General features: G+C 67.2%; 26 protein-coding genes. 7 read left to right on the top strand and 19 right to left on the bottom strand.

Annotated elements, in window-relative coordinates; translation table 11 throughout:
• Positions 1 to 80: 80 nt before the first annotated feature.
• Positions 81 to 755, bottom strand: coding sequence for a DUF1275 family protein (locus E8P82_RS07335; protein WP_168796513.1), 675 nt, complete (start codon positions 753 to 755; stop codon positions 81 to 83).
• Positions 756 to 887: 132 nt separating this feature from the next.
• Entirely contained in the window at positions 888 to 1553 is a 666-nt protein-coding gene (locus E8P82_RS07330; RefSeq protein WP_136453844.1) for a hydrolase, read from the bottom strand.
• Between the two features lie 453 nt (positions 1554 to 2006).
• Between E8P82_RS07330 and E8P82_RS07325 the strand changes: the two genes are divergently transcribed.
• The 3 genes from E8P82_RS07325 to E8P82_RS07315 are packed head-to-tail and all read left to right on the top strand — an operon-like array spanning position 2007 to position 3884.
• The gene (locus E8P82_RS07325; protein WP_136453843.1) at positions 2007 to 2516 is read left to right on the top strand and encodes a carboxymuconolactone decarboxylase family protein; all 510 of its coding nucleotides are present in this window, start codon (positions 2007 to 2009) and stop codon (positions 2514 to 2516) included.
• Entirely contained in the window at positions 2513 to 3511 is a 999-nt protein-coding gene (locus tag E8P82_RS07320; RefSeq protein WP_211096821.1) for a pirin family protein, read from the top strand. Before E8P82_RS07325 ends, E8P82_RS07320 begins: the two co-directional genes overlap by 4 nt.
• Positions 3512 to 3533: 22 nt before the next feature.
• Positions 3534 to 3884 (top strand): GNAT family N-acetyltransferase, encoded by a 351-nt coding sequence (locus E8P82_RS07315; RefSeq protein ID WP_136453842.1) that lies wholly within the window; start codon positions 3534 to 3536, stop codon positions 3882 to 3884.
• Between the two features lie 17 nt (positions 3885 to 3901).
• Here the strand turns inward: E8P82_RS07315 and E8P82_RS07310 are convergent, their stop codons facing one another.
• From E8P82_RS07310 to E8P82_RS07275, 8 genes are all read right to left on the bottom strand, one after another.
• On the bottom strand, positions 3902 to 4204 hold the full coding sequence (locus E8P82_RS07310; RefSeq protein WP_136453841.1) for a DUF3253 domain-containing protein: 303 nt from the start codon (positions 4202 to 4204) through the stop codon (positions 3902 to 3904).
• Positions 4194 to 4547, bottom strand: a complete 354-nt coding sequence (locus E8P82_RS07305; RefSeq protein WP_136453840.1) for a 2-polyprenylphenol hydroxylase — start codon at positions 4545 to 4547, stop codon at positions 4194 to 4196. Before E8P82_RS07305 ends, E8P82_RS07310 begins: the two co-directional genes overlap by 11 nt.
• Positions 4544 to 5014, bottom strand: coding sequence for a DUF3817 domain-containing protein (locus E8P82_RS07300; protein WP_136453839.1), 471 nt, complete (start codon positions 5012 to 5014; stop codon positions 4544 to 4546). The genes E8P82_RS07305 and E8P82_RS07300 overlap by 4 nt, the downstream gene beginning before the upstream one ends.
• 121 nt (positions 5015 to 5135) lie before the next feature.
• On the bottom strand, positions 5136 to 5333 hold the full coding sequence (locus E8P82_RS07295; RefSeq protein ID WP_136453838.1) for a CsbD family protein: 198 nt from the start codon (positions 5331 to 5333) through the stop codon (positions 5136 to 5138).
• Between the two features lie 425 nt (positions 5334 to 5758).
• The gene (locus E8P82_RS07290; protein WP_136453837.1) at positions 5759 to 5953 is read right to left on the bottom strand and encodes a hypothetical protein; all 195 of its coding nucleotides are present in this window, start codon (positions 5951 to 5953) and stop codon (positions 5759 to 5761) included.
• Between the two features lie 155 nt (positions 5954 to 6108).
• Positions 6109 to 6312, bottom strand: coding sequence for a cold-shock protein (locus E8P82_RS07285; protein ID WP_026533290.1), 204 nt, complete (start codon positions 6310 to 6312; stop codon positions 6109 to 6111).
• A gap of 211 nt (positions 6313 to 6523) precedes the next feature.
• Complete coding sequence (locus E8P82_RS07280) at positions 6524 to 7513, bottom strand: LLM class flavin-dependent oxidoreductase (RefSeq protein WP_136453836.1); 990 nt, start codon at positions 7511 to 7513, stop codon at positions 6524 to 6526.
• 129 nt (positions 7514 to 7642) lie between these two features.
• Positions 7643 to 8944 (bottom strand): cation:proton antiporter, encoded by a 1302-nt coding sequence (locus tag E8P82_RS07275; protein WP_136453835.1) that lies wholly within the window; start codon positions 8942 to 8944, stop codon positions 7643 to 7645.
• 177 nt (positions 8945 to 9121) lie between these two features.
• Here E8P82_RS07275 and E8P82_RS07270 point away from each other — a divergent pair, with 177 nt between their 5' ends.
• On the top strand, positions 9122 to 12406 hold the full coding sequence (locus E8P82_RS07270; protein ID WP_136453834.1) for a DEAD/DEAH box helicase: 3285 nt from the start codon (positions 9122 to 9124) through the stop codon (positions 12404 to 12406).
• A gap of 3 nt (positions 12407 to 12409) precedes the next feature.
• Here the strand turns inward: E8P82_RS07270 and E8P82_RS07265 are convergent, their stop codons facing one another.
• The 9 genes from E8P82_RS07265 to E8P82_RS07225 all read right to left on the bottom strand — a co-directional run bounded on the left by E8P82_RS07265 (position 12410) and on the right by E8P82_RS07225 (position 22486).
• A complete protein-coding gene (locus E8P82_RS07265) occupies positions 12410 to 13279 on the bottom strand; it encodes an alpha/beta fold hydrolase (protein ID WP_136453833.1) in 870 nt (289 codons plus the stop codon).
• A 41-nt stretch (positions 13280 to 13320) separates the two neighbouring features.
• Positions 13321 to 14877: an ABC transporter ATP-binding protein gene (locus tag E8P82_RS07260; protein ID WP_136453832.1), complete on the bottom strand. Its 1557-nt coding sequence runs from the start codon at positions 14875 to 14877 to the stop codon at positions 13321 to 13323.
• Positions 14874 to 15629, bottom strand: a complete 756-nt coding sequence (locus E8P82_RS07255) for an energy-coupling factor transporter transmembrane component T (RefSeq protein WP_136453831.1) — start codon at positions 15627 to 15629, stop codon at positions 14874 to 14876. The genes E8P82_RS07260 and E8P82_RS07255 overlap by 4 nt, the downstream gene beginning before the upstream one ends.
• 3 nt (positions 15630 to 15632) lie before the next feature.
• On the bottom strand, positions 15633 to 16409 hold the full coding sequence (locus tag E8P82_RS07250; protein WP_246021062.1) for an ECF transporter S component: 777 nt from the start codon (positions 16407 to 16409) through the stop codon (positions 15633 to 15635).
• Positions 16410 to 16534: 125 nt separating this feature from the next.
• Entirely contained in the window at positions 16535 to 17569 is a 1035-nt protein-coding gene (locus tag E8P82_RS07245) for a nucleoside hydrolase (protein ID WP_211096820.1), read from the bottom strand.
• Positions 17570 to 17571: 2 nt separating this feature from the next.
• Positions 17572 to 18237: a GntR family transcriptional regulator gene (locus E8P82_RS07240; RefSeq protein ID WP_136453830.1), complete on the bottom strand. Its 666-nt coding sequence runs from the start codon at positions 18235 to 18237 to the stop codon at positions 17572 to 17574.
• A gap of 100 nt (positions 18238 to 18337) precedes the next feature.
• Positions 18338 to 21181 carry an aconitate hydratase gene (acnA, locus tag E8P82_RS07235; RefSeq protein WP_136453829.1) on the bottom strand — a complete coding sequence of 948 codons (2844 nt, stop codon included), beginning with the start codon at positions 21179 to 21181 and terminating at the stop codon, positions 18338 to 18340.
• A gap of 97 nt (positions 21182 to 21278) precedes the next feature.
• Complete coding sequence (locus tag E8P82_RS07230; protein ID WP_136453828.1) at positions 21279 to 21542, bottom strand: YegP family protein; 264 nt, start codon at positions 21540 to 21542, stop codon at positions 21279 to 21281.
• 113 nt (positions 21543 to 21655) lie between these two features.
• Complete coding sequence (locus E8P82_RS07225; protein WP_136453827.1) at positions 21656 to 22486, bottom strand: SDR family NAD(P)-dependent oxidoreductase; 831 nt, start codon at positions 22484 to 22486, stop codon at positions 21656 to 21658.
• Positions 22487 to 22618: 132 nt separating this feature from the next.
• Between E8P82_RS07225 and E8P82_RS07220 the strand changes: the two genes are divergently transcribed.
• The 3 genes from E8P82_RS07220 (at position 22619) to E8P82_RS07210 (ending at position 26491) form a co-directional block, all read left to right on the top strand.
• The gene (locus tag E8P82_RS07220; protein WP_136453826.1) at positions 22619 to 24004 is read left to right on the top strand and encodes a Zn-dependent hydrolase; all 1386 of its coding nucleotides are present in this window, start codon (positions 22619 to 22621) and stop codon (positions 24002 to 24004) included.
• A gap of 80 nt (positions 24005 to 24084) precedes the next feature.
• Positions 24085 to 25317: a M20 metallopeptidase family protein gene (locus E8P82_RS07215; protein WP_211096819.1), complete on the top strand. Its 1233-nt coding sequence runs from the start codon at positions 24085 to 24087 to the stop codon at positions 25315 to 25317.
• Between the two features lie 88 nt (positions 25318 to 25405).
• Entirely contained in the window at positions 25406 to 26491 is a 1086-nt protein-coding gene (locus tag E8P82_RS07210) for a hypothetical protein (RefSeq protein WP_246021060.1), read from the top strand.
• The last annotated feature ends 111 nt before the right edge of the window (positions 26492 to 26602 follow it).

Below are 26602 nucleotides of genomic sequence, written 5' to 3'. Positions count from 1 at the left end.
ACACTTCCCGGACGGTGTCGCCGAAGATGCCGGACGCACCCTGCGCCGGGATCCGGCATGATCCCGGCGCAGGGCCGCGCCTAGTGAGTCAGGTCAGCGGCCCACTTGTCGCCCGTGGTGATGCTCCTGAAGATCACTCCGCCGACGGCCGTGATCAGGGCCGCTGCCAGCAGCGTCCAGCCCATGCCGAGCCCGAGGAAGATCAGCGTGCCGCCCAGGGCTCCACCGAGCAGGAGCACGATGGACACGAGGCGGAGCCCCCACCTCTGCTGCGTTCCGCGGGCCAGCTCGGAGGCGATTCCTGCGATCGTGAGGGTCAGGACAGTGGTCTTCATGTCCGCAACCGGGGACGCCAGCGAGATGACGTTCTGCAGTCCCATCGCCGCCCCCAGGATCAACAGGATCACCCAGTCCTGCCAGGTCGGACCCGGAGCATCGCTGAGCATCGCGATGACGGCGGCGATGCCGATCAGGACGGCCTGCACACCGAGCGCGGTGGAGGCCGGACGCGGCGTGAGCTTGGCCGGGACGATGAACCCTGCGCCCCAGGCTCCGAGTACGAAGCCGACGAGCGCGGCCACCGACGGGATCAGTGCGTACTCGGGCGAACCGCCGAGCGAGAATCCGAGGAACACGATGTTGCCCGTCATGTTCGCCGCGAACACGGTGAAGCCCAGCACGGTCGCTGCATCGATCAGGCCCGTGGTGATGGTCAGCAGGCTCAGGGCCGCGAACGCCCCGGCTGATTTCTTCATGCGTTTCTTCCCTACCGGTCGAGATCGTGGACGTACGGTGACAGCACTTCGGGGACGATCCCGCGTTGTGGGTTCGTCCCCGAAGAGATGCATTCACGCCGGAATCAGCCGACGTCGTTCATGGGTTCGAGATCAGCGAGGAGCATCCTTCGGGAGCTTCTGCGCGTACTGGACACCCATGCCGTAGGCGCCGCCGTGATCCTTGATGATCTGCATGACCTCGTCGTAGGTCTCAGTGCGGGCCCAGTCACGCTGCAACTCGAGCATTACCTGCATCCAGGTCACCGGTATGGCACCGGCCTGGGTCATGCGGACCATCGCACTCTCGTGGGCCTCGACAGTCTGACCACCGGAAGCATCAGTGACGACATAGACCTCGTAGCCCTGTTCCAGCGCCGAGAGCACCGGCAGGAGCAGGCAGACCTCGGTCCACATGCCGGAGACCACGAGCTTCGTGCGGCCCGACTGCTTGATCGCATCGACGATGCGCTCGTCCTCCCACGCGTTCAGCGTGCTGCGGTCGATCGGCGTCTTGTCGGGGAAGACCTCCTGCTGCTGGTACGGAAGATAGCCGGTGAAGGAATCGGCGGCCACCGTGGTGTAGACGGTGGGGACATCCCAGACCTTCGCAGCCTTCGCCAGACCCACGATGGCATTGAGAACCGCAGCCGGGTCGTGGCTGCCCAGACCGAAGTACATCTGGGGCTCTTGGTCGATGAACAGGAATACGGAGTTGTCAGGCGTCAGGAGCTGCTTGCTCGGCTCGGCTTTTACCTGATTGATGTTCTCGGGAAGCATTCGATGTTTCCTTTCTCGGACGCGACAGGCCCAGCGAGGTCTTCTCACCTGGCCCCGGATCGGGGTCGGTGTAGGAACCTGCTTGCGGCGACGGCATCAGGCCTGTGGAGCAATGAAACGGGCCTTCCAGCGATGCCGTGCCACCCCTGTGGTATCAAGTTTCCAGAAGCGTCGTCAAACCCGCAGATACGCCGTATTACGGCACTTGTAGCGAACTTGCTGCCTGCTCGTCAGGGCCCTATCATATGCATATGCATGCACATTTCGTGCTCATCCGGGGGCCGGGATCGTCAGAAGTAATGGTTCTTCGCAGCGGCGACGGCGTGCCTGGAACACTCCGGGCAGCAGGGAACGCTCAGGATGGCAGGCCCGGAATCTCCCGGTGTGCGAGAGACTGGGTACAGCACGGAACAGCTCACGGCCGGCACGGGCCGATCGACCCAGAGGAGCGGTATGTCAGGCAGCGATCATTTTCTCGACAAGTCGGACCCGGCGAGCTGGAGGGCCCTGAACGGACTGGCCCTCAAGGTCGCCGAATCCGCCCAGCAAGCCGGCCTTCCCCGATCGGTCATCGAACTCGTGAACGTGCGGATCTCCCAGCTGAACGGGTGCGCCTTCTGCCTCGACATGCATGTGCGCCTCGCCAAGCAGGCGGGAATCAGTGATCAGCAGCTCGCCGTGCTTCCGACGTGGCGCGAGACCGCCGTGTTCAGTCCCACCGAGTACGCTGCCCTGGCGATCGGCGAGGCTGCGACGGAACTGCCTGATCGCGAGCACCTGAGGGCGGAGCTGGCTGCGGCGAAGGAGGCCCTGACCGATGAACAGTTCTCGGCCCTGCAGTGGGTGGCCGTCACCATGAACGCCTTCAACCGCGTCTCCATCCTCAGCGGACATCCGGTCCGACGGCGTAGCGCAGAGGCAGCAGGCAAGGCCGCTCCGCAGAAGGTGGCAGTGGCACCGTGAGCAACCTGGAGACAGCCCCGAAGGAAACCCTCTGCCGGCAGGGACCACGGGCTGAGGACGTGGAGGTACTGCCCCCGCGCGACGTCCCCCTCGGCGGGCCCCGCGCCATGCCGGTTCGCAGGACGCTCCCGCAGCGCAAGCGCAGCCTGATCGGCTCCTGGTGCTTCCTGGACCATTACGGTCCGGATCTGGTGTCCACCTCCGGGGGGATGAAGGTGGCGCGCCACCCGCACACCGGTCTGGCCACCGTCAGCTGGCTGTTCTCCGGGAGGATCGACCACCGGGATTCCGCCGGATACGCCGTGACGGTCGAGCCGGGAGAAGTGAACCTCATGGTGGCCGGTCGCGGGATCTCCCACCAGGAACTGTCCACCGCGGACACCACGGTGCTCCACGGCGCGCAACTGTGGTTCGCGCTGCCCGACGCCACCCGCCACATGGCTCCGGCCTTCGCGCACTACGCACCGGAACCGGTCCGCCGTGACGGCGCGGAGCTGAAGGTCTTCCTCGGGTCCCTCGCCGGGTCCACCTCACCCGTGGAGACGTTCACCCCTCCCCTGCTCGCCGCCGAGGCAATGATCAGCGCCGGGGCCGTCCTGGAGCTGGACCTCGATCCGGCGTTCGAGCACGGCGTCCTGCTCGATACCGGGGACCTGGTGATGAACGGGTGTCCCGTCGCCGTGGACCATCTCGCGTACCTGCCCACCGGGCAGTCGTCCCTGGTGCTGGAAGCGGGGGACACACCGGTTCGAGTGGTGATCATCGGCGGAGAGCCGCTGGGGGAACAGATCGTGATGTGGTGGAACTTCATCGGACGCACACACGAGGAGGTCGTGGCCTACCGCGCACAGTGGCAGGCCGAGATCGGCGTCGAACCGCCGGCCGATTCAGCCGCGGCTCCCCCGCCGCTGCGCTTCGGGCCGTTCCCCGAGGGAACCCCGGCGCCGCTACCCGCACCCGTCCTACCCAACGTCCAGCTGCGACCGCGCGGCTAGGGACCGATCACCAGGAGTTTCCATGGAACCGAAGAGCACCCCGCGCGTCGAGCACGCCCCTGAGCAGCACCGCTACGAGATCCTCGACGACGGCGCAGCGATCGGCAGGACCGAGTACGTGCCGGCCGACGGCCAGGAGGAGACCGAACGGATCTTCTACCACACCGAGGTCGACGAGGCCTACAGCGGCCAGGGGCTGGCATCCGTCCTGGTACGGCAGGCCCTGGACGACACCATCGCCGCAGGACTGACGATCGTCCCCGTCTGCCCCTACATCAAGACCTGGCTCAAGGGCCACCCGGAGTACCAGGAGCACGCCTCAGCCGTCCGCCGCGAACACCTCCAGGCGGTCAGGCAGCTCACCCGGGCGTGAGGTGGAGCGGCGGCGCATCATCGGCCGGTTGCGCCGTCGTCCCTACCTGAATCGCCGTCACCTACCGCGTTCCAGCGGATCCGGATGGGTCCCCGAGCACCGACGTCGACCTTCGCACCGTGCTGTGTGACGTCGACCAGGCCAGTCGCCGCCAGATCGAAGGCGATGCTCCGCGCCGCCGGCATCAGCTCCCTCCACTGCTCTCCCCCGATGCTGCGTGCGGCTTCCGAGGGGCAGAGCGTCCTCATGCGTCCGCGCTGTTCCGCCATCCGCAGGATCTCCGCGCGCAAGGCGGCGTCGGAGGCCCGCTCAGTGGCCATCGGTAGCTCCCTCGGAGCGTCCGGGCCTCCCGGGACGGAGCGCATCGAGTTCCTTCAAGGCCCTCGTCCATCGTGCTGCGCGCTCGTCCGCGGACTGCTCCCACCACGGCGTCCCGCGCTCGCCGAGGCCCTCCTTGGCGAGCTGGACAGTGCGCCGGGCGCGCGGCAGGGCGCCGCCGTCGTCGCCCTTGGCGCTGTTGCGCACCCCAGAGCGCCCACGCCCCAGATGGGACATGAGGCGTATCCTCACGTCGTCCGGCAGGGACGGATCGGTCTTCTGCCAGCGCCGCCCGCCGTGGAGGAAGAAGCGCTCGTCGTCCGTGGTGTCACCGAGATCACTCATCGCTCTCCTGCGCCCCACGAACCGGGCGGGCCGAGCATCAGCAGGACGGTGAAGACGACGGCGACCCCCACGACGGCGACCAGCAGCGCGACGAACGGGCTTCGCAGCACCCAGGCCTGCAGCTTCTCGGGAAGCGTCGTGGGAGTCTCGGCTCCTGGGCCCAGGCGCCAGCTGCCGCTCAGCAGCCCGCGGCGCTCGATCCAGCGCTCGAAGGGGATGGTCGCGAACGGGATCACGGCGGAGACCAGACCGAGCAGACCGGTGGAGGCCGACCAGCGCTGGTTGACCCAGACGAAGACCGTCGTGACCACGAAGCACAGGAACACGAACCCGTGGACGGAGCCGGCGGGCGGTACGAGCGCCTCGGTGGTCCGCGTGACGTACTTCAGGAACATGCCCAGCAACAGGAAGCTCCACGTCACTACTTCGGCGACCGCGACGGAGCGGAAAAGCGTGCGGGGATTCATGCGTGCTCCTGGGGATCGGTTCCGTTGATTCTTCCATTGTCCCCGGGGCATCGGGTCCGTCCGGACCCCGGCGCAGCGAAGGCCCCGCAGCCGTCCGGCGGCGGGGCCTTCGCGTACAGGACTACTTGCCCTTGGCAGCGTCCGTGACGTTGGATGCCGCATCCTTGACGTTCTCGCCGGCCTGCTTGGTGGACGCAGAAGCCTGGTCACCCTTGCCCTCGGCCTTGAGATCGTGGTTGTCGGTGGAATCGCCGACGGCCTCCTTGGCCTTGCCGGAGAGTTCCTCGGCCTTGTTCTTCGCCTTGTCCATGAAGCTCATATGGTGCCCTTCCCTCGTCAGTGCTGGTCGGTCCCGCGGGTCCTCCTGCGGAGGTGCGGTACGGCGGAACGGCAGGCCCGGGACGCAGTCCCGCGTTCCCACGAGGGATCACGCCAGGTCCACTGCTCCGGCCGATGGATAGAATCTATCGTGCCTGCACCGCCAATGACACCGTTGATGGCACGGACCTGTGCGCCCGACCGTGACCGGGTGCCCGACGCTGCTGAGCGAAACGTGCCGGTCGATGTTCCTGCTCGACGCCGCGGGATCCGCCCGCCCGGATCTGGTGTTCTCCGCGACCGAGGTCTGGCCGGTCGCATCGATGGATCGTGCCACCCTGACGCACAGGGGTCCACCGCGAGCGCCGCACCCGGTTCCTGGACCTCGTCGACGCCCACCGTGACCAGCCGGACCCCGGGCGCGCCCTACAACGCCCAGGTGCGGATGGTCCGGCAGGTGCTCGACCAGGCGGTCCGGCAGGTGCTCGACCGGGCAGGCCATGCGCTGGTGCGGGTGGGTACCGTGGACAGGTTCCAGGGCCAGCAGGCCGCCGTCGTCCTGCGCACCATGGCGGCGTCGACGTCCATCGATGCCGGAAGGGGTGCGGGCTCACGCATCATCTACCCACCTCCCCGGCGGCCCTCGAGGAGCTCGGTGCGTTCATCGGCATCTGCGAGGCCGGCACGGATCCCGGACCGGGAGCTTAACGAAGCAGCAGGCCGGACCGGGGTCCGACCTGCTGCTTCGCGAAAAGATCTAGTGGAAGATCCGAACCCTAGAGGGGCTGGATGTTCGACGCCTGAGGACCCTTGGGGCCCTGCTCGGTGTCGAAGCTGACCTTCTGGTTCTCATCGAGCGAGCGGTAGCCGCTCGCATTGATGGCGGAGAAGTGTGCGAACACATCTGCGCTTCCGTCGTCGGGAGCAATGAATCCAAAGCCCTTCTCAGCGTTGAACCACTTCACGGTACCTGTTGCCATTTTTGTTTTATCCTTCTGAAACTCAGACGCGCTCCGACTTTCGGAGAGCCCCAGTCGCGGCGTGCTTTTCCGCTTTTTCAGAGACGCGGTCCACCCCGTGAGGACTGACCCGCACGAAATACAAATGCGCAACACTACAACCGTGTCCCACTTAACCAAACCTTGCGGGGTAAAGGCAAGCAGGGCGTGGAAGTTCCTTCGCTCGAGGACCTCAGACGGCCATGGGCAGCATGGCTCCGGCGAGCAGTTCGAAGGAGCGCAACCAAGCCTTCGTGCTGTCCGCCTGGGTGGAGACGATCAGCTCATCGGCTCCGTGCTGGTCCGCGAAACGCTCCAGGTAGTCCCGCACCACCTCGGGCGTCCCGACCGCGCTGTACCTCGCCAGGCCCGCCATCTGCTGGCCGCCGGGTGAGGCGAGGACGGCCTCGGACTCCTCCCGCGTGAAGGACTGTCCGCGTCCGAGGAGCAGTGTCACGCGGCGCAGCATGGCCTCGTGGAACTCGTGCTGCGCCTGCTCGGCGTCATCGGCGACGATCACGTTCACGCCCGCGATGAAGTGGGGCTCCTGCGCCTGGGCCGAGGGTTTGAACTCCCGGCGGTAGAGCGCCGCAGCGTCCTGCAGTGCCTGCGGCGCGAAGTGCGAGGCGAAGGCGAAGGGCAACCCCAGAGCGGCGGCGAGCCGGGCGCCGAAGAGCGAGGAGCCCAGGATGTACAGCGGCACGTCGGTGCCCTTGCCCGGTGTCGCCTGCACACCCGGGACACGGCTGTCCCCCGTGAGGTAGCCCTGCAGTTCCAGGACATCCTGCGGGAAGCTGTCGGCGGACGTCGGGTCGCGGCGCAGCGCCCTGGCCGTGTTCTGGTCGCTGCCGGGTGCGCGGCCGAGCCCGAGATCGATCCGGCCGGGGTGCAGACTCTCCAGTGTGCCGAACTGCTCGGCGATGGTCAGGGGTGAGTGGTTCGGCAGCATCACACCTCCCGAGCCGAGGCGGATGCTCGAGGTGTGCGCGGCCACGTGTGCGATCAGCACGCTCGTGGCGGAGGAGGCGATGCTCCCCATGTTGTGGTGTTCGGCGTACCAGATGCGCCTGTACCCCCACCGTTCGGCATGCTGCGCCAGTGTCACGCTGGACGCGAAGGTCTCAGCAGGTGTCGAGCCCTCGGCGACCTGCGCCAGATCGAGGATGGACAGGGGAACTGTCATGGTGTGCCTTCCGACGATGTGTGCTGCGCCCCCGACGTGGTGCCGCAGCTCTCCTACTAGGAAGAACGGTTGCTCGGGTACTTCGATTCCCGATGCCGTCGGTACGCTGCCTGACGGCGGCAGCGTCGGCTAGACCGGCACGTTGGCGGGATGCGTCCCGTCCCCCTCGTCCCGCGCCTTGCGCTGCCGGGCGCGGTCGAGCGCGTTCATGATCGGCCCCGCGCTGATGCCGTGGACCACGATCGACATGACGATGACCAGCGCGCCGATGCGCCAGAGCGTCGCTGCGTCGGCCAGGAACTCCCCCTGGGACAGCGCGTAGCTCAGGTAGTAGATGGATCCGATACCGCGCACCCCGAAGAACGCCAGAACTCCGCGTTCCCTCGGCCCGCTGCGGGTCCGGGCGAGGCTGAGCCACGCCGTGATGGGCCGCACCAGCAGGATGAACACCACCGCGATCACCACCTCGAGCGGGCGCAGCCCCTCGAAGAGTCCGCGTGCCACGGCTCCGCCGAGCAGCACCAGGATCACTATCGTCAGGAGCCGCTCCAACTGCTCGATGTAGCTGTGCAGCACCCCGTGATAGCCGTTCGTCTGCTCACCCGCGCGGATGGTCAGGGCGCAGACGAACACCGCGATGAAGCCGTACCCCTCCACGGCCTCCGTCAGCCCGTAGGTCAGGAATGTCGCGGCCAGGGCCACGAAACCCTGCGAGTAGTTCGCCAGCCGGATGCTCTCGAAGGGTGTGCGGAAGAAGATCCGCCCGAGCAGCTTGCCGATGAGGAACCCCACCCCGCAGCCGATGATCATGCGCCACAGCACGTCGAGGAGGATCCATTGGGCGAACCAGGCGGATGGTGCCGTGCCCACCGTGCTGAGCAGGATCGCCAGATACACGAAGGGGAAGGCGAGGCCGTCGTTGAGCCCTGCTTCCGAGGTGAGCCCGAAGCGGACCTCGTCCTCCAGCTCGAGGTCCTCCTCCATGTCCGAGGGCTCGCCCACCTGGACCTCGGAGGCCAGGACGGGATCCGTCGGCGCCAGGGCGGCAGCGATCAGCAGTGCCGAGGCGACCCCGAGACCGAGCAACCACATCCCCAGGAGCGTCAGGACCAGGATGCACAGGGGCATGGCGATCCCGAGGAGCCGCCACGTGGTGGCCCACCGGCGCCGGCCCACGCGACGGTCGAGGGCAAGGCCCGCTCCCATGAGGGAGACGATCACGCATACCTCGGTGAGGTGGGTGGTGACGAGCCCGTACTCCACCGGGTCAGGGTCCGGAAGATCCTCGGCGAACGTGAAGATGAGAATGCCCGCGCCGAGGAACACCATCGGCATCGAGATCGGCGCCCGCATCAGGAGACGGGGCAGGAGTGCTGCGGCGAACACCGCGAGTCCCGCCGCCGTGAAGACGACGCTCGGTGGATCGAACACGCATGACCTCTTCCGTTGTTCTGCTGGTACTTCTCTGTCGGCGCCTGTTCGATCAGCGCTGTCCCCCCGGCCAACGATAGGTCAGCGACCGGCCTGCACCGACCGGTCCCGACAGCCCGCAGCGAACCCGGACCAGGTCCGGGATCCGGCGTCGCTGTCGCGTGAGAGCATGGAATTATGCCCACTTCGCCTCACCCCATGGTCGATGTCACGGACATCATCCGGATCGTGGGTGGAGCCGCATTCCAGCGCGGGCAGACCTACGCCAAGGACGGCGCCGTGAGCTCCGTCTCCTGGGACGCCGGCTCCAAGCTCCTGACCGGCAGGGTCCGCGGCAGCGCACCGAGCGACTACCGGACCAAACTGCGACTCGGACTCAAGGGCGACGGTCGGTTCCGTCCTCTCGAGAACTTCTGCAGCTGCCCCGTCGGCGCGGACTGCAAGCACGTCGCGGCGACGGCACTGCAGTCCAACACGGAGCATCTGCTGACCCAGCACGACGACGAGCGCGGCGCGCGTGCGGCCACGCCGCCGGCTGTACCGGACGGTTGGCAAGCCGCCCTGTCCGATCTCCTCGCGACCGATGCGCCGCAGCAGTCGGCTTCCCGAACGCCGCTGGGCATGCAGTTCGAACTGCGGACGCCGGAGGTCGCGGTGCAGCGATGGGGCTCGGCCTCGGAACGCCAGGGGCAGCGCACGCTCAATACCCGACTCGGGGTGAGACCCGTCAGCCAGAACGGCAAGGGTAAATGGGTCAAGAACAACCTGTCCTGGGGAAGCATCAGCTACCAGACCTACGGGCTGAGCCTGGATCCTGAGCAGCATCGCTGGTTCTCCCAGTTCCCCGCCCTGCACCGGGGTACGGGCGTGAACTACTTCGGCAACAACGATTCCTGGCTCTACCTCGACGAGTTCAGCAATCCGCTCCTGTGGCAGCTCCTGGACGAGGCGCAGCGCCTGGGTATCGCCTTCGTGGGGTCCCGGAAGGCGATACGTATCGAACTCGCCGAGCGAGCCGACCTGACGCTGGACGCCGGAGTGGCCGACGACGGCTCCCTCCGCCTGGTTCCGACGCTCGACATCGACGGACGGGCCCACGCCGTCGACACAGCCCACGTGATCAGCACCCACGGCATCTACACGGCGGCTTCCGAGACGATCACCCTCGCCCCGACCTCCCGGACGCTCACGCCGAAGGACATCGAGCTCCTGCAGCGCGGGCGCGCCGTCGTCGTTCCCGATGAGGAGAAATCCCTCTTCCTGCAGGAGTACTACCCCCGGCTGCGCCGCAGGATCGAGGTGACCAGCAGCGACGGCACCCTGGAGCTCCCCAGGATCGAGCCACCGTGCCTCGTCCTGACCACCACGTATGCCGACGACGCCCTCGTACTCGACTGGCACGTCGACTATCCCGTGGGCGACGCGGTGCAGCGCCGCCCCCTCCGCAGGGGCGGCCCCGGCAGCGACGACGGACTACGGGATGCCGCAGCCGAGGACGCCCTGGCCGCCCGTGCCCGCGACGTCATGGGTGCCCTCCCGCTGAGACAGCTCACGCTGACGGACATGCAGGCCGTGGAGTTCAGCGAGGACGTCCTGCCGAAGCTCGGTGAGCTGGCCGGAGTCCGCGTGGAGGTCGTCGGCGACAAGCCCGACTACCGGGAGCTCACCGAGACCCCGACACTGCGCATCAGCACCGTGGAGACCGACGACCGGGACTGGTTCGATCTCGGCGTCATGGTCACCGTCAGCGGGCGCACCATCCCCTTCGACTCGCTGTTCCGAGCGCTCTCCGAGGGCAGGACGAAGCTCAAGCTCATCGACAACACGTTCCTCTCCCTCGAGCAACCCGTCTTCGACCAGCTGCGCGAGCTCATCGAGGAAGCCCGGTCACTGAGCGAATGGGACCCGGAGAGCACCCTGCAGATCAGCCGCTACCAGGCGGGGCTGTGGGCGGACTTCGAGGACCTCGCGGAGGAGACCGAGCAGGCGCAGGCCTGGCGGGAAGCCGTCAGCGGCCTGCTCGAGCTCGAGGATGTCGCCGCGACGCCCGCACCGGCCGGTCTCGTGGCCCGGATGCGCCCCTACCAGCTCGAGGGCTTCAGCTGGCTCGCCTTCCTGTGGCGGCACCAGCTCGGCGGGGTGCTCGCCGACGACATGGGCCTGGGCAAGACCCTGCAGGCGCTGGCCCTGATGATCCATGCCAGGGAGACCTCCTCCCTGAACGCCCCGTTCCTCGTCGTCGCGCCCACGTCCGTGGTGCCGAACTGGGCGAGGGAGGCCGGCCGGTTCGCGCCGGGGCTGAAGGTGGTCGCCATCACCGATACGCAGGGCGCCTCGGGACGAGCCCTGCGGGAGCAGATCGGCGAAGCGGACGTGGTCATCACCTCCTACACCCTCTTCCGGCTCGATCTCCCCTCCTACCAGGAGCTCTCCTGGTCCGGACTCGTGCTCGACGAGGCGCAGTTCGTGAAGAACAGCGCCTCCAAGGTGCACCAGGCTGCCAAGGACTTCGACGCACCGTTCAAGGTCGCCATCACCGGAACGCCCATGGAGAACAACCTCATGGAGCTGTGGTCGCTCTTCAGCATCGTCGCGCCCGGGCTGTTCCCGTCCGCACGCAGATTCACCGAGGACTACCGGACCCCGATCGAGAAGATCGGCGACGCCCGCGCGCTGAAGCGGCTGCGTAACCGTATCCGCCCGCTGATGATGCGGCGCACCAAGGAGGCGGTGGCCGCGGATCTGCCGCCGAAGCAGGAGCAGGTCCTCGAGGTGGAACTGCATCCCGACCACCAGCACCTCTACGAGACGTACCTGCAGCGCGAGCGGCAGAAGCTCCTCGGCCTGATCGAGGACATGAACCGCAACCGGATGATCGTCTTCCGGTCACTGACGCTGCTGCGCATGCTCGCCCTCGATGCCTCGCTCGTGGATCCCGCCCACGAGGACGTTCCCTCGGCCAAGCTCGAGGTCCTGTTCGAGAATCTCGAGGACCTCATGGCCGAGGGGCACCGGGCGCTCGTCTTCAGCCAGTTCACGTCCTATCTGAGGAAGGCCGCGGAGCAGCTCGACGCCCGGGGCATCCCGTACGCCTACCTCGACGGTTCCACCCGCAGCCGCGGTGAGGTGATCGACTCCTTCAAGGACGGTCAGGCACCGGTGTTCCTGATCAGCCTGAAGGCCGGTGGGTTCGGCCTGAATCTGACGGAGGCCGACTACTGCTTCATCCTCGACCCGTGGTGGAACCCGGCGGCCGAGAACCAGGCCGTGGACCGCACCCACCGCATCGGCCAGACCAAGAACGTCATGGTCTACCGCATGGTCTCCCGGGGCACCATCGAGGAGAAGGTCATGAAGCTCAAGGAGAAGAAGGCCGAACTGTTCGCCTCCGTGATGGACGACGACGCCGTCTTCAGCGCAGCGATCACGGCCGAGGACATCCGGGGCCTGCTCGACGCCTGAGCCTCAGCCGTCCTCCTGCCCGGGTGCCTCGCGCAGGGCGGGATCGAGCAGCTCGGCGAACGCCCTGGGCTGCCTCGCGATCCACCAGTGACCGCCGGGGACGGTCGTGACGGTGAGATCGTCCACGAAGTCCTCCACCCCGTCGACGAGCTTCGGCGAGATGAAGGGATCCTTCAGCGGGACAACCATACGGACCGGGATCCTCACCTGACGGCGCTTCGGCGGTGACACGCCCGGGAGCATGTTCGCCCGGTAGAGTGCCAGGCCGCGGATGGGATCCCGGCCCACGTTCCGCCGGGCGGTGAGCTCGTACTGACGGCTCAGCCCGTATCGCCAGAGCAGTTCGGGCAGTACGGGCAGCTGGAATGCCGCCACGTACCAGCTGCGCAGGAGCTGCCCGATGCCCTGCGGCACCAGCCGCGGGTCCTGGAAACGGCGTCGCAGCCAGGCCGAGAAGTGGCGCAGATCCGGTCCGGAGATACTCGTGTAGTCGATGACGATACCGTCGGTGCGCTCGTCCTGGATGGCCGCCCAGCATTGGATCGACCCCCAGTCGTGGCCGATCAGGCGCACCCCTCCGGGCGCGTCGATGGCGTTCAGGACCTCTACGATGTCATCGACCAGTTCCGCCAGGGTGTAGCCCGCACCACCGAGCGTCCGGGACCGCCCGGCGTTGCGCGTGTCGAGGGCGACGAGGTGATGCGTCGGCGCGAGCTCGCGCAGCACCTGGTGGAAGACGCGATGGTCATCGGGATACCCGTGGACGAACACCAGCGTCGGGTCGCCGGGACGCGGGTCCAGGCCGTATTCGAAGACGGCGATGTCGGCGCCCTTCGTGGGCACGGTCCGGGTACGTTCGCGTAGCTCATCCATGACTCCACCCTAGGGCCCGGGGCGGATCGGCGGGAGTCGGATCAGCCGTGCTCCGTGCCTCCCTGCGTGACGATCCGGCCGTCGTCGAGCCACAGGCTGCGGTGCGCGACCGTCTCCGCGAACGCGGCGTCGTGGGTCGCCAGGACGACGGCACCCCCGCCGCGTGCATGCGCCCTCAGCAGGGCGGCCATCACCTCGCGGGCGGGCGCGTCGAGCCCGGCCGTGGGTTCGTCGAGTGCCCACAGGCGTGGGCCGGTCGCGAGCAGCGAGGCGAGCGCCACGAGCCTCCGCTGCACGAAGCCGAGCTCGTACGGGTGGGCCTGCGACACCGCCTGCAGGCCCACCTCGTCGAGGGCAGCCGCCGCTCGGCGCTCCGCGTCCGGTCTGCGCCGGCCGATCGAGCGCGGCCCGTAGGCCACCTCCCGCAGCACCGTCCGCTCGAACAACTGCTGGTCGGTGTCCTGGAACAGATAGCCCACGACGGCGGCGAACGAGCCCGTCGGCTGGCTGCGAATGGGCGTGCCGTCCACGGCGATGGAACCGCTGTCGGCCCTGAGCAGACCGTTGAGATGCTGCAGCAGGGTGGACTTCCCCGAGCCATTGGGGCCACGCAGGGCGATGATCTCACCGCTGGAGACGGAGAAGCCGACACCGCGCAGCCCGGTGCCGTGCGGTGCTCCGTGCTGCTGCGGATATCGGAAGGACACGTTCCGCAGCTCCAGCAGGGCCGCACCGGCAGCAGCAGGCTCCGGCCGCTCCGGTGCCTCCCCGATCGCAGGGGGATCCCCCATGGTCCCGATCCCGAAACGGTCCAGCCCGGCCGTGCGGGCGTCGGCGAGCGACCCGTCGAAGACCGGGCGTCCGCCCGCGAGGGCCAGCACGCGCGCCGACCGGGGTGCGGCTTCAGCCGGTATCGGAGCAGGCAGCATCGGGGCAGGCAGTATCGGGGCAGGCAGTATCGGGGCAGGCAGTATCGGAGCGGACACCACGATGCCGGTGCCCTCCCTGCGGAGGACCTCCAGTGCCGCCGCGACCTCCGCAGCCGCGTCGTCGTCGAGGCCCTGGAACGGCTCGTCGAGGACGAGGACGCGGGATCGCTGCACCATGGCCGCGGCGATGAGGGTGCGCTGCAGCTGACCGCCCGAGAGCCTGCGCGGATCACGCTCCAGGAGCGGGGTGAGTCCGAGAGACTCGGCCACTGCGTCCACGCGCGCCCGCAGCTGCCCGGCCGGCACGCCGCGGTTCGCCGGGCCGAAGGCTATCTCCTCGCCGACGGTGGCGGACATCATGGACAGTTGTCCCCACGCCCCCTGCGCCACGTAGGCCACCTGCTCACTCCAGCGGGCGGCGTCGATGCGCGGATCCTGCTCCGAGCCGGCGAAGTCGAGCCGCTCGTCGTCCAGGGTGATGGATCCGGTGAAGGCGGCTCCGGCGTCGCTGCCGGTGAGGCCCGCCAGCAGGCGCAGCAGTGTCGTCTTCCCGGACCCGGAGGCACCTGTGACGACCACGTGGTCCCCGGGGTGCACCTGGAGCACCGGGCCGACCAGGACCTGCTCCGTGCCGTCGTAGGAGAACGCGTCGACCTCGAGCCGGATCACGTGAGCACCACCAGGACGATCCACGTCAGGCAGAAGGCGCCGACACCGAGAGTCAACAGGATCCGGAAGAGCCGTTGCCCGGGGGTGTCCGAGTCCGGCCGGTAGCTGGTGCGTGGCACGCGGGCGGAGAAGCCGCGCGCCTCGAGCATGTGGTTCCGCTCCGAGGCGTCCACGAGCAGGCCGATGACCAGCGGAGTGGTCACTGCCAGCAGGGCCCGTAGGCGGGAGGGTAGGCCGGCACCGACGACGAGGCCGCGGGCCTGCTGTGCTCGGGTGATCTGCTCACCGCGGAGCGCGACCTGCGGGATGAGCCCGACGGCGGACCCCACGATGAAGACGAGCTTCCGGTTCCAGCCGCAGTGCGTCATGGTGGCCACGAGGTCGGCAATGTCCAGGGTCATGGCCGCGGTCAGCAGGACGCCGGCGAAGACGCTGGTCCGCAGGCCCATCACGGCGGCGAAGGCGAGCCCCTCCACGGTGACCCGGGCGAAGCCGAGATCGAGCAGGATCCGCTCACCCTCCGGGAAGAACAGGCCGTGGAGCAGCAGCGAGGAGATGAGCAGCGGACCCACCACGATGGCGATCGCGAGTCCGATCCGGCGCGCCCTGCCCGAGAGCAGGATCGCGGGGAGGACCACCAGGAGCAGGACGGCGAGGGAGACCTCCCACCTGTTCACCACGAGGACGAGAACCACCAGCAGAGCGGCTGTGAGTAGTTCGGTCAGCGGGTTGTAGATCCTGCGGCGGGGCATGGCTCAGCGCGTGCGGGCGAAGGGGAACTGCCGGATCGCGCGCCGCGGCAGCGCATGAAGGATCAGTGCCACCAGGACGAACACCACGATCTTGTCCAGGGAGTCGGAGAGCAGTCCCTGTTTGGTCGCGGCGACCAGTAGCTTGTCCCCCAGCGAGCGGAACACGGCGATGATCGCGTTGGTGCCGGGGCTGCCCGCTGCGCCGAACATGAACACGGCGACCGGGGCCGCGACGAGCCCGCCCACCGCGCCGGTCACCAGCCCGGCTGCGGCCGCGAGGTAGAGCCGGCGGAAGAGCCCGTACTTCGCAGCGAGGCCCGCGAGCAGACCGATCAGGGCGGCGCCGGCCGCGAACGGCAGCGCGAAGGGATTGAACAGACCCCAGATCGCATTGCTGATCGCTCCCGTCGCGGCCCCTGCGGCCGGTCCGGCGAGGACGGCGACGAGGACGGTCCCGATGGCGTCGAGGTAGATCTGCAGGCCCAGTGAGCCCGCGAGCTGGCCGATGGCGATGTTCAGGGCGATACCCAGCGGCATGACCACCAGCGAACTGGTCGTGAGCATGGGCAGCACACCGGCGACCAGGAGTGCGCCGCCGCCGAGGAACCCGCCGAGGGAGACGAGTGCTGCGGCGCTGCCGGTACCGCCGGTGAGTTCTGTCGGCTGGAGGATCACCAGGAACACGTAGGTTGCGACGATCAGCGTGACTCCGAGGACGAGGAGCAGGCGTCGGGGGCGCCGCGCGGAGGACTCCGCTGCCGGCATGGAGAATGAACTCACGGTCTTTCCTTGGGCACGCTCGAGAGGGACACGCACCTCATGTCACCTCGGCGCCGGCCACACGGTGGTGTGGGCAGCTCCCAGTGTAGCGGGACGGCTGCAGGCTGCGACCGGTCCGAGTCAGCTCATCCGTGCATCCGGGCCAGCTGCGAGAGCCGTCGCACCATGAGCTCGAACACCGCCTCCGGATCGGTGCCCGTGACGATCCGCGCGTTGGGCTCGCGCTTCCACATCCCCGCGACATCGGCCACGGTCTGTCCGATGGTCAGCGGCGACTGCGTCTCGACGTCGACCGTCGCGAGCCGCTCGGCGACACCGCACTCCCCCGTGGCGACCATCGCAGCGAACAGATCGTGCAGGTGCGCGATGTACCCCTGGCCGTGCTGACGGTGGAACTCCATGTAGAAACGCAGGGCGTCGGAGAGGCAGGCGACGACGGCGTTGCGGTTCGTGCTGCGCGTGCCCTCGGCCTCGTCCGGGGACAGGCGTTCCGGTCCAGCGCCAGCGCCAGCGGCGATGGCGTCGATGTGCTCCGGGGTGCACTCGATACGCTCGGTCGTCTCGAGGGCGCAGACGACCGGCAGCTTCTCCTGCGGCAGTCCCTCGTAGGCCGCGAAGACCTCCTTGGCCGCATGCGGATCGACGTGCGTGTTCCACTCCGCCACCGGCGTCGTGTTGCCCGGGTAGTTGAAGGCTCCGCCCATGATCACGAGCCCCTTCAGCAGCATGGGCAGCTCGGGTTCGGCGCGCAGCGCAAGGGCGAAGTTGGTGAGGGGACCCGTGATGAGCCCGGTGACCTGACCCGGGTGACAGCGCGCGGCTTCGAGCCAGACATCCACAACGTGGCGGGTCGAGACACTGCAGCGCGGCGGCGGCAGGACGGCGTAACCCAGACCCTGGTCGCCGTGGGTCTCCTCCGTGGTCACGAGGGGGACCTCGAGCGGGACCTCGCTGCCGATGGCGACCTCCAGGCCGGCATGGGCGCACAGCTCGAGCAGCGCGAGATTGTTGGCGGCAACCTGGCGGGCACCGACATTGCCCGCGGTGCAGGTGATGGCTTCGAGGCTGACCCCCGGCGTCGCCAGCAGGTACAGGAGGGCCACGGCGTCGTCGATCCCCGTGTCGGTGTCGACCAGGATGCGCTGGCGGGACTGCGGCACGATCAGTCCACCACCGAGGTGCGCAGCAATTGCAATCGCAGGGTGCGCGCCGTCTCCATGTGCGCACGGGCGATCGCCCGCGCGTCCTGGCTGCGCTGGTCCGCCACGGCACGGATGAGCGCCTCGTGCTCGGTCAGCGCTTCCTGCCACCGGTTCCCCACGGACAGGGTGGAGCGCGGAGTGTGGACGAGGTGCGTGGACAGGCGCTGGAGCAGATCCCTGAGGACGGGGTTGCGCGCGGCGGCCCACAGCGTGGTGTGGAACTCGAGATTGTTGGTCACCCTGGTGGTGTCGTCCGGATCGCGCAGGGCACGGTCGCGCTCCGCGAGCGCCTCGAGCCGCAGCAGATCCGCCGCCCCCCGGTTCAGCGCGGCCTGCCCGGCTGCCTCCTCCTCCAGCATCACGCGCAGGTCGTAGATCTGGATGACCTCCTGCGGGTCTATCTGCGGGACCTGGAGTCCGCGGGCGGCCCGCTCGAGCAGTCGCTCGTGCTGGAGTCTGCTGAGTGCCTCCCGCACCGGCGTGCGGGAGACCCCGAACCGCTCGGAGATGACCACTTCACGCAGCGCAGTGCCCGGCGGGTGGACTCCGGCGAGGATCTCGTCGCGCAGCGCCCGGAAGATGGTGTCACCATCGACGCGCGTCGCTACCTCTGTGCGTTCGGCCATGACACCCCTTCGGCTGGTCTCGGCGGGACAAGTGGGCAGCGCGATCATGCTGCCTGGGGTCCGGGGCGGGAGCGCATGCTCCCGCCCCGGACCGTCGGCGCTAGGCGGCGAGGTGGCGCAGCACGTACTGCAGGATGCCGCCGTTGCGGTAGTAGTCCGCCTCGCCCGGGGTGTCGATGCGCAGCACCGCATCGAACTCGATGGGCGTGCCGCCGTCCTCCGGCGTCGCGGTGACCTTCACGGTGCGCGGTGTGCGTCCCTCGTTGAGTTCGGTGACACCGCTGACCGCGAAGGTCTCCGTGCCGGTCAGGCCCAGCGACTGCGCGGTCTGCCCGGACGGGTACTGCAGCGGCAGTACGCCCATACCGATCAGGTTCGAGCGGTGGATTCGCTCGAAGCTCTCGGCGATGACCGCCTTGACCCCGAGGAGAGCCGTGCCCTTGGCCGCCCAGTCGCGCGAGGACCCGGAGCCGTACTCCTTGCCCGCGAGGACCACCAGGGGCGTTCCGGCCTCGCGGTAGTTCTCGGCCGCGTCGTACACGGCAGCCTGCGGCGCGTCCGGCTGGGAGAAGTCCCGCGTGAACCCGCCCTCGACGCCGTCCAGGAGCTCGTTCTTGATCCGGATGTTCGCGAAGGTGCCGCGGATCATGACCTCGTGGTTCCCGCGGCGCGAGCCGTAGGAGTTGAAGTCCTTGCGCTGCACACCCTTCTCGAGCAGGTAGCGCCCGGCCGGGGTGTCCGACTTGAAGGATCCTGCGGGGGAGATGTGGTCGGTGGTCACCGAGTCGCCGAGCTTGAGCAGCACGCGCGCGCCCTCGATGTCCTCCACCGGGCTCGTCTCACGCTGCATGCCCTCGAAGTACGGGGGCTTGCGCACGTAGGTCGACTCCGGATCCCAGGCGAAGGTGTCGCCGTCGGGCGTGGGGAGGGACTGCCAGCGCTCGTCACCGTCGAAGATGGTCCCGTAGCTCGAGGTGAACATGTCCTCGTCGATCGAGTCGTCCATGACCTTCTGCACCTCGACCGGATTGGGCCAGATGTCCTTCAGGAACACATCAGTACCCGCCTCGTCCTGGCCCAGGGGCTCGGTGTCGAAGTCGAAGTCCATGGTGCCGGCGAGCGCGTAGGCGATGACCAGGGGCGGCGAGGCCAGGTAGTTCATCTTGACGTCCGGGTTGATCCGGCCCTCGAAGTTGCGGTTGCCCGAGAGGACGGCCGTGACGGCGAGGTCGTTGTCCTGGATGGCCTGGGAGATCTCGTCCTCCAGCGGGCCCGAGTTGCCGATGCACGTGGTGCAGCCGTACCCGACCGTGTAGAAGCCGAGCTTCTCCAGGTACGGGCTCAGCCCCGACTTCTCGTAGTAGTCGGTGACCACCTTGGAGCCCGGTGCCACGGAGGTCTTGACCCACGGCTTGGAGACCAGGCCCTTCTCCACGGCGTTGCGCGCCAGGACGGCCGCGGCGAGCATCACCGACGGGTTGGAGGTGTTGGTGCAGGAGGTGATCGAGGCGATGCTGACGATGCCGTGATCGAGGTCGAACTCGCGGCCGTCCTCCATGGACACGCCCACCTTCTTGGACGGTCGCGTCGAGGCCGGATCATCGGAGGAGACGGTCTCGCGCGGCTCGGCGTTCTCCTCGGTGACGGTCGCCGTCGTGCCCGGCGTGAAGCTCGGCGCATCCGATGCCGGGAAGCTCTCCTGCGAGGCGGCGTCCACGGTGCCGTCCGGCGCGAAGCGCGTCTCGGGGTCCCTGGAGTAGCTGCGCAGATCCTCGCGGAACTGGCTCTTCGCCTTCGTCAGCTCCACGCGGTCCTGTGGCCGCTTGGGACCGGCGATCGAGGAGACAACGGTGGACAGATCCAGCTCGAGGTACTCCGAGAAAGTGATGTCCCGGGAGGGATCGTGCCAGAGTCCCTGCTCCTTCGCGTAGGCCTCCACGAGATCCACGTTCTCGGCCGGGCGACCGGTGAAGCGCAGGTAGTCGATCGTGACGTCGTCGATGGGGAACATGGCGGCGGTGGAGCCGAACTCGGGGCTCATGTTGCCGATGGTCGCACGGTTGGCCAGCGGCACGGAGGCGACACCCTCACCGTAGAACTCCACGAACTTGCCGACCACGCCGTGCTGGCGGAGCATCTGCGTGATGGTCAGGACGACGTCGGTCGCCGTGGCCCCGGCCGGGATCTCACCGGTCAGTTTGAAGCCGACCACGCGCGGGATGAGCATGGACACGGGCTGGCCGAGCATCGCGGCCTCTGCCTCGATGCCGCCCACACCCCAGCCGAGCACACCGAGTCCGTTGACCATCGTGGTGTGCGAGTCGGTGCCCACGCAGGTATCGGGGTAGGCCCGGAGCACCCCCTCCACCTCGCGGGTCATGACCGTCCGCGCCAGGTACTCGAGGTTGACCTGGTGCACGATCCCCATGCCCGGCGGGACCACCTTGAAGTCGTCGAACGCGCTCTGGCCCCAGCGAAGGAACTGGTAGCGCTCGCCGTTGCGCTGGTACTCGATCTCCATGTTGCGCTCGATCGCCCCGGCGTTGCCGAAGGCATCGATCTGCACGGAGTGGTCGATCACGAGCTCCGCAGGCGCGAGCGGATTCACGCGCGTGGGATCACCGCCGAGATCCACCACGGCCTCGCGCATCGTGGCGAGGTCCACCACGCAGGGAACGCCCGTGAAGTCCTGCATGATCACCCGGGCCGGGGTGAACTGGATCTCGGTGTCCGGTTCCGCCGAGGCGTCCCATCGCGTCAGGGCACGGACATGGTCCGCGGTGATGTTCGCACCGTCCTCGGTGCGGAGCAGATTCTCCAGCAGTATCTTGAGGCTGTACGGCAGGGTCTCCGAACCCTCGACAGCGTTCAGCCTGAAAATTTCGTATTCTGCGCCGGCGACATCGAGTACGCCCTTCGCGCCGAACGAGTCCGCAGTCGTCATGACGTCGGCTCCCTTCGATGAGATTGTGGAATACACCTATCCTATTCCACGCCCGGCGTCACTGTATACAGTCGTACACCATGATCCTCCAGCCGCATCAGGCCTTCCGCCGAAGAGCGTCTCCGCTCTCCTCGAGGAGCTGTATCCCACCGAAGATGGCGCTCGTCCCCGGCACGTCGTCCCGGCTGTGGTCCACCACGGGGCCGGTTCCCGCGATCTCCCGGATGAGCTCGATCCCGGCGATCGCCTCCTCCTTCGAAGCGTAGAAGGTCGACACCGCAACCAGGGTTCCATCGGGGGCGGTGAGTTTCACGCGGAATCCGCCGTCGTGCGCGTCGACCAGCTTGAAGTAACCTGCCATCGTCCTACCTCCTTGTAAGGGGCATCGTCACCATCGGCGATGACTCATGATAAGCACACTGAGCGCTTCCGGACCTGGAGAATCGACGGCGACCGATGACTCGGAACGCCCCGTCAGCGGCCCCGCCGGGCGAGTTTCGCCACCACGGACGACGGCGCCACCCGGGCAAGCGCGACGAGCACCTTGTAGCGGAGGCTGGGCACCGAGACGGCTTTCCCGGCGGCTGTGTCACGCAACGCCTCACGGACCACGAGGCCGGCGTCGAGCCAGAGGATGCCGGGCACACTCGCCTTGTCCGCGCCCATCCGCTGGTGGAACTCCGTGTGCACGAAACCCGGGCACACGGCAGTGATCCGGATTCCCCCGGGGCCGTAGGTGAGATTGGCCCACCTGCTGAAGCTGATCATCGCCGCCTTCGCAGCTCCGTAGGTGCCCCTCGGGGTGAATCCGGCCACACTCGCGATGGTGATGATGGTTCCGTGCCCGCGTATGCGCATGGACTGCAGCGCCGCATGGGTCAGCGCCAGGGGAACCTCGACGTGGATGCGCAGGTGGCGCACCTCGTCGTCGAGCGTGTTGTCCGCGAACGGCTTCACCAGGCCGTACCCGGCGTTGTTGACCAGCACGGTGACGGGCGGACGGCCGGTGTCGATGTGCCGGGCCCCCTCGTGCCCCGCCGCCGGTTCCGCCGCCCCTTCCGCAGCCGGCCGCCCGGCGCCTGAGAGCCGGGCGAGCACGCGGGCCAGGCCGTCGTCGTCGAGCAGGTCCGCAGCGATGGTCTGCACCGCCACACCCCACTGCGTCCGCAGCGTCTCCGCCGTCTCCTCGAGCGGGCCCGGCGCGCGGGCCACCAGCACCAGATCGCAGCCTCGGGCGGCGAACTGGCGGGCGAACTCCGCGCCGATGCCGGAGGTCGCTCCTGTGATCAGCACTGTTTCTCTCATGCAGCCAACCCTCTCCCACACCGTTTCCACGGGCAAGACCGCAGCTCCGTCGTTGTCTGCGTGATCGGCGCGCCGAGTCCTCGTGATCTGCCCCTGGTGGTGTACATTGCATGGAACTGAATTCTCGAATTCATGGAAAGTACTCGCCACAGATTCATGTGGAGATGTCAAAGAATCAATGACTTCTCTGCCCTCGACGACAGAGACCCAATTCCACAACGACGCTCGTGGTGGTGCAGAAATATTCTATTGACGTCGACGAGGGGTCTGCTCATGACTTTGATCGATTCACGGCGGTTGACAGAGGATTTGGTTCGCCTCGGCGAAATCGGACGTCGGGTCGCCGGAGGGCTGGACCGCAGCTCGTTCTCTCCCGCCGACACCGCCGCACGTCAGTGGTACATCGATCGGTGTACCCGGTCGGGCCTGGACGTCCAGGTCGACGGAATCGGCAATATCATCGTGGGCTCGCCGATCGCAGATGCACTTACCGACACTGACCGACCACCAGTCTGGTCGGGGTCGCACATCGACACGGTCCCCAACGGCGGAGCGTTCGACGGCGCTCTGGGAACGCTCGCCGCCCTGGAATGTCTCAGACGTATACACGAGGAGAAGCTCGTTCTCGATCGCCCGGTCAGGTGTGTCGTCTACGCGGACGAGGAGGGCAATTACGCTCATCTGCTCGGCTCCCGCGCTATCACCGGCGGAGTGACGCGAAGCGAGCTCGAATCGCTGACAGGCCGCGACGGCGATCGTTTCGTGGACACCTTCACGGCCGCCGGAGGAGATGTGGAGCGGGCCGCTGATTCGGTGCTGCCCGAGGGTGCTATCGACTCGTCCGTCGAGCTTCACATCGAGCAGGGGCCCGTGCTGGAAGCACAGGGAATCGACATCGGGCTCGTCACCGGCATTGTCGGTCTCGGCGGAGGCACCATTACCCTGCGTGGGCAGGCCGATCACGCAGGGACCACGCCGATGAGCACACGCAAGGATGCGGGCGTGGGAGCGGGCGCAGTTCTTCTTGCGCTACCTGGCATCGCGCCCATGGTCAGCGATCGCGCGGTCGTGACTTGCGGCATCGTTCGGCTTCTACCGGGTGGCAGCAACGTCGTTCCGGAGACGGCGCACATCAGTGTCGATTTTCGTGAGCCGACCGCAGAGCTGGTAGGTGTCCTCGAATCTGCAATCATCGCGGAGGTCGAAAGTATCGCCGCCGAGCACGGGCTCGATCTGGAGATGGAATTCGAGCCTACGGTGCCGCCGGTTCCCATGGACGAGGAGGTACGAGACATCATTTGCGCGGCCGTCGAGGCGCGGGGGCTCACACAGATGTCCATCCCTTCCGGCGCCGGCCACGACTCGCAGAACATCTCGACCGTTGCACCTACCGGCATGATCTTCGTGCCCAGCATCGGTGGCCGCAGTCACTGCCCGGAGGAGGAGACGCGATGGGACGACGTCGGAAACGGAGCGCAGATTCTGCTGGACACGATCATAGGTTTGGCCAACCGGTAGTGGTGCTGGCCTGTTGACGATGGCTGCACCAGATGTGCATCAGAGAAGCATCCGCTTTCGAGGACAACGGAAGGAATTCCATGCAGATCGATTTTCCCGCCGAGGCACAGCGTATCGTTGACGAGCTCGTCGAGCTCCGACGCGCCCTCCACCGTAATCCGGAGCTGGGCAATGATCTGCCGGAGACCCAGGGGCATGTCCTCACTGCACTCGAGGGACTGCCACTCGAGCTGACGACCGGTAGGGCTCTGACCTCAGTCGTCGCTGTACTGCGGGGAGCGCATCCGGGCCCCACTGTCCTCCTGCGCGGAGACATGGACGGTTTGCCGGTCGAGGAGGACACCGGCCTCGAGTACGCCTCCACCAACAGCCGAATGCACGCCTGCGGACACGATCTGCATACTGCAGGTTTGGTGGGTGCGGCCAAGTTGCTCTCACCACACCGCGAAGAGCTGAGCGGAAACGTCGTCTTCATGTTCCAGCCCGGAGAAGAGGGCCCGGGAGGCGCGCAGCCGATGATCGACGAGGGCGTCCTCGATATTGCCGGTGCTCGCGTCGATGCCGCGTTCGCCGTCCATGTCATGCCTGGAACTCCCGGAACATTCACCTCCAGATCGGGAACGATGATGGCCGGAGCGAACGTCCTGCGCGTGGTCTTTCACGGCGCGGGAGGTCATGGCTCCATGCCGCAGGAGGCACTCGACCCTGTCCCACCGTTGGTCGAATTCTGTCAGGCACTGCAGGTCATGGTCACTCGACGGTTCAGTGTCTTCGACCCGGTGGTCGTCTCGGTGACCAATCTTGCAGCCGGTGACGCGATCAATGTCATTCCACCGGCTGCGTCGATGGGTGCTACGGTCCGCACCCTCTCCCCGGAAACCACCCGGGACTTCCCTGTATATGCATCTCAACTCGCTGAATCCATAGCGGCTGCGCACGGCTGCACGGTGGAGATCGAGTGGCTGAATCAATATCCGCCCACGATCAATCACGCCGACCAGTCGGCATATCTGCTGCGAACCCTGACAGAGGTATTCGGCGCAGATCGTGTGATCGAGGTAGACGATCCCCTGATGGGATCGGAGGACTTCTCCTACATCCTCGAGGAGATCCCGGGGGCGTTCTACATGCTTCAAGCCACTCCCCAGGGTATCGACCCCGAGTCTGCGGCCAACAATCACTCCCCGCTGGTGCAGTTCGACGACAGCGTGCTCGGGGACCAGGCAGCATCACTGGCCGCACTCGCATTCAACTACAACGACGCCTTGGGTGAGAACTCGACCTCGTCAGCCCAACTCCGTATGGGGAAGTGACGGAATCATGCAGGCAATTTACAGCGCGGCCATCGTCCTCGCGTTCATCGCTCTTGGTGAGCTGGTCTCGATCTGGTCCAGGGCCCGCGTGCCGAGCCTGCTCGTAGCGATGCTGAGCATATTCCTGTTCGCCCAACTGGGCCTCGTGCCCGAGACGGTGATCGAGGATTCGCTGCTTCCACAGATCTATGCCGTTCTGGTCATTCCATTGCTCTTCCACATGGGATCCCTGATCCCGTTGCGAACGATGCTCAAGCAGTGGCGCTCGGTGCTCATCGCCCTTTCGGGAATGCTGACGGCCGTACTCGCGCTCGCGGCGATCGTCATCCCTCTCTTCAGCTTCCAGCACTTCGTTGCCGGCGCGGGTCCGCTTTCGGGCGGTATCGTCGCCACCGGTCTCACCACGGATGGCCTCACGGCTGCTGGAGTGGCGTCCGCGATCGTGGTCCTGCCTGCACTCGTACTCATGATGCAATCTCTCCCCGCAATGCCGCTGACCAATTTCTTGCTGCGCCGCTATGCGATGAATCTTCGCGACAGCGGCGAGCTCGCGAACCTGGCTGCTCGCGCCGAGAACGAAGAGCAGTCCAGCAGGAAGAAGCTCATCACATTCCCGGCGTCGCTCGCGGAGAATAATTTGTTCATGCTGTTCTGCGTCTTGGTCGGAGGCTCCATTGCGACCCTGCTGGCAGTTCCCACTCGTGTACCGGCGTCGATACTCGGGCTTGTTCTCGGCATCGCATCGACGGCCATAGGGTTGACGCCGGAACGTGCGATGGAACGCTCCAATTCCTTCGGTATCGCGATGGCCGGGGTAGTAGCGATCGTGATGGCCCCACTGGTGACCGCCTCGATGTCGGACGTGATCGCAGCGCTCCTCCCGATGGTGATCATTCTCGTCGTCGGGGGATTCGGCATCACGGCCGGCGGCTTCATCGCCACGAAGTTGCTGCGCTGGAAGCCACAGCTGGGCATGTCGGTGGCTCTTACGGCGATGTACGGTTTCCCCGCCGACTATCTGCTGACGAACGAAGTCGCCCGGTCCGTGGGGCGTGACGAGATGGAGCGGGATCAGCTCAAAGATGCGATGCTTCCGGCGATGCTGGTGGGTGGATTCACCTCTGTCAGTGCAGGCTCAGTCGTGATCGCCAGTGTTCTGGTCAGCTTCCTGTAGCCCGGCGAGCCGGCGCTGCCCATGCACGCGGCTCGCGTGTTAGATTCCGAGCATCCGCCGCCCGAGTCGACACGAGGGCGCGGAGGTGGCGCCCGGGTCTTCCGGAGGCCA

Origin of the sequence: Arthrobacter echini, assembly GCF_004803505.1 — a bacterium.
Taxonomy (GTDB): domain Bacteria; phylum Actinomycetota; class Actinomycetes; order Actinomycetales; family Micrococcaceae; genus Arthrobacter_D; species Arthrobacter_D echini.
This window is presented reverse-complemented; position numbering and strand designations above follow the sequence as displayed.

What these genes read in the sequence shown, in the direction of transcription:
- E8P82_RS07265 (WP_136453833.1), bottom strand. Translation starts at nt 13,279, where the DNA reads ATGGATGAGCTACGCGAACGTACCCGGACCGTGCCCACGAAGGGCGCC.
- E8P82_RS07255 (WP_136453831.1), bottom strand. Translation starts at nt 15,629, where the DNA reads ATGCCCCGCCGCAGGATCTACAACCCGCTGACCGAACTACTCACAGCC.
- E8P82_RS07295 (WP_136453838.1), bottom strand. Translation starts at nt 5,333, where the DNA reads ATGAGCTTCATGGACAAGGCGAAGAACAAGGCCGAGGAACTCTCCGGC.
- E8P82_RS07330 (WP_136453844.1), bottom strand. Translation starts at nt 1,553, where the DNA reads ATGCTTCCCGAGAACATCAATCAGGTAAAAGCCGAGCCGAGCAAGCAG.
- E8P82_RS07230 (WP_136453828.1), bottom strand. Translation starts at nt 21,542, where the DNA reads ATGGCAGGTTACTTCAAGCTGGTCGACGCGCACGACGGCGGATTCCGC.
- E8P82_RS07335 (WP_168796513.1), bottom strand. Translation starts at nt 755, where the DNA reads ATGAAGAAATCAGCCGGGGCGTTCGCGGCCCTGAGCCTGCTGACCATC.
- E8P82_RS07280 (WP_136453836.1), bottom strand. Translation starts at nt 7,513, where the DNA reads ATGACAGTTCCCCTGTCCATCCTCGATCTGGCGCAGGTCGCCGAGGGC.
- E8P82_RS07310 (WP_136453841.1), bottom strand. Translation starts at nt 4,204, where the DNA reads ATGGCCACTGAGCGGGCCTCCGACGCCGCCTTGCGCGCGGAGATCCTG.
- E8P82_RS07315 (WP_136453842.1), top strand. Translation starts at nt 3,534, where the DNA reads ATGGAACCGAAGAGCACCCCGCGCGTCGAGCACGCCCCTGAGCAGCAC.
- acnA (WP_136453829.1), bottom strand. Translation starts at nt 21,181, where the DNA reads ATGACGACTGCGGACTCGTTCGGCGCGAAGGGCGTACTCGATGTCGCC.
- E8P82_RS07240 (WP_136453830.1), bottom strand. Translation starts at nt 18,237, where the DNA reads ATGGCCGAACGCACAGAGGTAGCGACGCGCGTCGATGGTGACACCATC.
- E8P82_RS07285 (WP_026533290.1), bottom strand. Translation starts at nt 6,312, where the DNA reads ATGGCAACAGGTACCGTGAAGTGGTTCAACGCTGAGAAGGGCTTTGGA.
- E8P82_RS07300 (WP_136453839.1), bottom strand. Translation starts at nt 5,014, where the DNA reads ATGAATCCCCGCACGCTTTTCCGCTCCGTCGCGGTCGCCGAAGTAGTG.
- E8P82_RS07220 (WP_136453826.1), top strand. Translation starts at nt 22,619, where the DNA reads ATGGAAAGTACTCGCCACAGATTCATGTGGAGATGTCAAAGAATCAAT.
- E8P82_RS07290 (WP_136453837.1), bottom strand. Translation starts at nt 5,953, where the DNA reads ATGATGCGTGAGCCCGCACCCCTTCCGGCATCGATGGACGTCGACGCC.
- E8P82_RS07225 (WP_136453827.1), bottom strand. Translation starts at nt 22,486, where the DNA reads ATGAGAGAAACAGTGCTGATCACAGGAGCGACCTCCGGCATCGGCGCG.
- E8P82_RS07325 (WP_136453843.1), top strand. Translation starts at nt 2,007, where the DNA reads ATGTCAGGCAGCGATCATTTTCTCGACAAGTCGGACCCGGCGAGCTGG.
- E8P82_RS07305 (WP_136453840.1), bottom strand. Translation starts at nt 4,547, where the DNA reads ATGAGTGATCTCGGTGACACCACGGACGACGAGCGCTTCTTCCTCCAC.
- E8P82_RS07270 (WP_136453834.1), top strand. Translation starts at nt 9,122, where the DNA reads ATGCCCACTTCGCCTCACCCCATGGTCGATGTCACGGACATCATCCGG.
- E8P82_RS07215 (WP_211096819.1), top strand. Translation starts at nt 24,085, where the DNA reads ATGCAGATCGATTTTCCCGCCGAGGCACAGCGTATCGTTGACGAGCTC.